General features: G+C 55.9%; 2 protein-coding genes and 1 tRNA gene. 2 read left to right on the top strand and 1 reads right to left on the bottom strand.

Going from position 1 to position 2,279, the window contains the following annotated elements; all coding sequences use genetic code 11:
- Positions 1-5: 5 nt before the first annotated feature.
- Complete coding sequence (locus ACOSYY_RS02610) at positions 6-1,322, bottom strand: adenylosuccinate synthase (RefSeq protein WP_421660715.1); 1,317 nt, start codon at positions 1,320-1,322, stop codon at positions 6-8.
- 266 nt (positions 1,323-1,588) lie between these two features.
- On the opposite strand from ACOSYY_RS02610, the gene ACOSYY_RS02605 reads away from it, so the two are divergent.
- Positions 1,589-1,664 (top strand) — tRNA-Ala (locus tag ACOSYY_RS02605).
- A gap of 397 nt (positions 1,665-2,061) precedes the next feature.
- A partial coding sequence (locus ACOSYY_RS02600) for an ATP-binding cassette domain-containing protein (protein ID WP_421660714.1) occupies positions 2,062-2,279 on the top strand: 218 nt, incomplete at its 3' end.

Raw genomic sequence — 2,279 nt, 5'->3', positions numbered from 1 at the left:
TATTTTCAGGAGCGTTTAGGGCGCCGGCGAGAGCAGTCCAAGGGATTGCGCAGCATGATCGTCTCCGCGCGCTTTGACCCGGTGGAGATCATATCGATCCGGCACTGGGACAACTCTTCAATGCGAGCCAAGTAGCGTTTCGCTTCGACCGGGAGCCGCTTGTAACTGGTCGTTCCCGTCGTCGCCGTCGTCCACCCTTTCATCCGCTGATAGACCGGCTTGCAGTCGGTCAATACGTCCAGATCAGCCGGCATGCTCTTATAGACGGTACCCCCATGTCTGTACCCGATGCAGAGCTTCAACTCCTTGCAGCCGTCGAGAACATCGAGTTTGGTGAGAGCCAGAGACGTGAGCCCATTCACCAGCGTCGCATGGCGAACCACGACCGCATCAAACCAACCGCATCGCCTCGCACGTCCCGTGGTGGAACCAAATTCTCGCCCCCGTTCCTGGAGCCCTCGTCCGTTCTCATCGGTGAGCTCGGTTGGAAACGGCCCACTGCCGACCCTTGTCGAGTAGGCCTTGGCGATGCCCATGACCGCATCGATCATCGTCGGACCGACTCCGGTGCCCGTGCAGGCCCCGCCTGCCGCGGCACTGGACGAGGTCACATAGGGATAGGTGCCGAAGTCCACATCCAGGTTCGTGCCTTGAGCCCCTTCAAATAAGACCGTCTTGTTCTTCTCGATCGCACGATTCAACAGCACGGTGGTGTCGACAATATGGCTCCTGAGCCGATCGGCATACGCCACGTACTGATCGAAGACTTTATCGACTCGAAACGTCTCGACTTTGTACAACCGCTCCAGGAACCAGTTCATTTCGACTAGATTCTCTTCGAGTTTTTTCCTGAACAATGATGCGTTCAGCAAATCCCCCATGAGAATTCCAATCCGTGCCATCTTGTCGGCATACGAGGGCCCGATCCCGCGTCCGGTCGTGCCGATTTTCCGAGACCCTTTGGACTGTTCCGACGCCCGGTCGATCGCCTTATGATACGGGAGGATCAGGTGCGCCCGCTGGCTGACGACGAAGTTCTTGCCGATCGTGATGCCCTTGGTCTGGAGCAGATCCATCTCTTCGATGAGAGAACCGGGGTCGACGACGACGCCGTTGCCGATGACACAGGTCGTTCCCCGGTACAAAACCCCCGAAGGGATCAGATGGAAAATATAGGTTCCCCGCTCGTTGATCACGGTATGTCCGGCGTTGGAGCCGCCTTGATAGCGTACGACGAAATCGGCGTCCCGGGCTAAGATGTCGACGATCTTGCCCTTTCCCTCATCGCCCCACTGAGCACCGATAATGACGAGATTGCCCATAGTCGAAGATATCCCCAGCCGGCTTCGGCACGAAAAAATGGCTCTGACCCGATTGAGATCAGAGCCAAGGGACCTCATGGTAGGTGTCGTCTATTTTTTTGTCAAGCTGGTCGTGGAGATGCTTCCCACTCAAAGCATTGCTGGTGTTCTTGAGACTGGGGAGCAGCGAGTGGTCGGTTGACTGGCTCTACAGTGCGTGTTAGCATGCCGGAGTTGTTCAACGCCTCAATTTTCCATGTTAATTTGATCTCTGAATCTCCCAGGGTGGGGCTGTAGCGCAGTTGGGAGCGCGCGTGAATGGCATTCACGAGGTCGCCGGTTCAATCCCGGCCAGCTCCACCAAACAAAGTTTCGTTTGTCCCGGTCGCTCTTTTGAGGTTTATCGTAATTGAGCCGATGGATAAACCCCACTGGGGCTTTGTAGTTTGCTGATGTGTGAGTTGAGCCGATCGCTAATTTTCGTCGTATCGTAACTGGCGCGATCGGATAGAGTCTTCAACCACGATGGTATTTTCAGATCACTGCTTGCACGCGCCGACCGCTATTTTGGGTCTCATCGTAGTTGATACGGTCGGATAAATACCACAAGTGCGTAGGACCATATACATACTCTCGCTGTACGTAGCAACGATGTTCGGCTTTCTTCAACTGCCTCGCCTCCCAACCTCCTGACCGTTCACTCCGGTCGAGTTCATTCGGGTGACCTCGTCGTCCCATTTCACATGGAAGGTTTGTGCCGATGCTCCAAATTGAATCCATCAGCAAGCAATACTCCACGAAGGTGCTGCTGACCGAAGCCTCCGCGCATCTTCGCCCGAATTCACGAGTCGGTTTAGTGGGACCGAACGGCGCCGGGAAAACGACGCTCTTTCGCATGGTCCTTGGCGAAGAATCGCCGGACAAAGGCTCGATCCGCAAGCGCCCCCGGCTTCGGATCGGCTACCTCCCACAGGAGCT

This window comes from Nitrospira sp. BLG_2 (assembly GCF_049222245.1).
The sequence above is the reverse complement of the archived record's forward strand: the minus strand, read 5'-3'. Positions and strand labels throughout refer to the sequence as shown.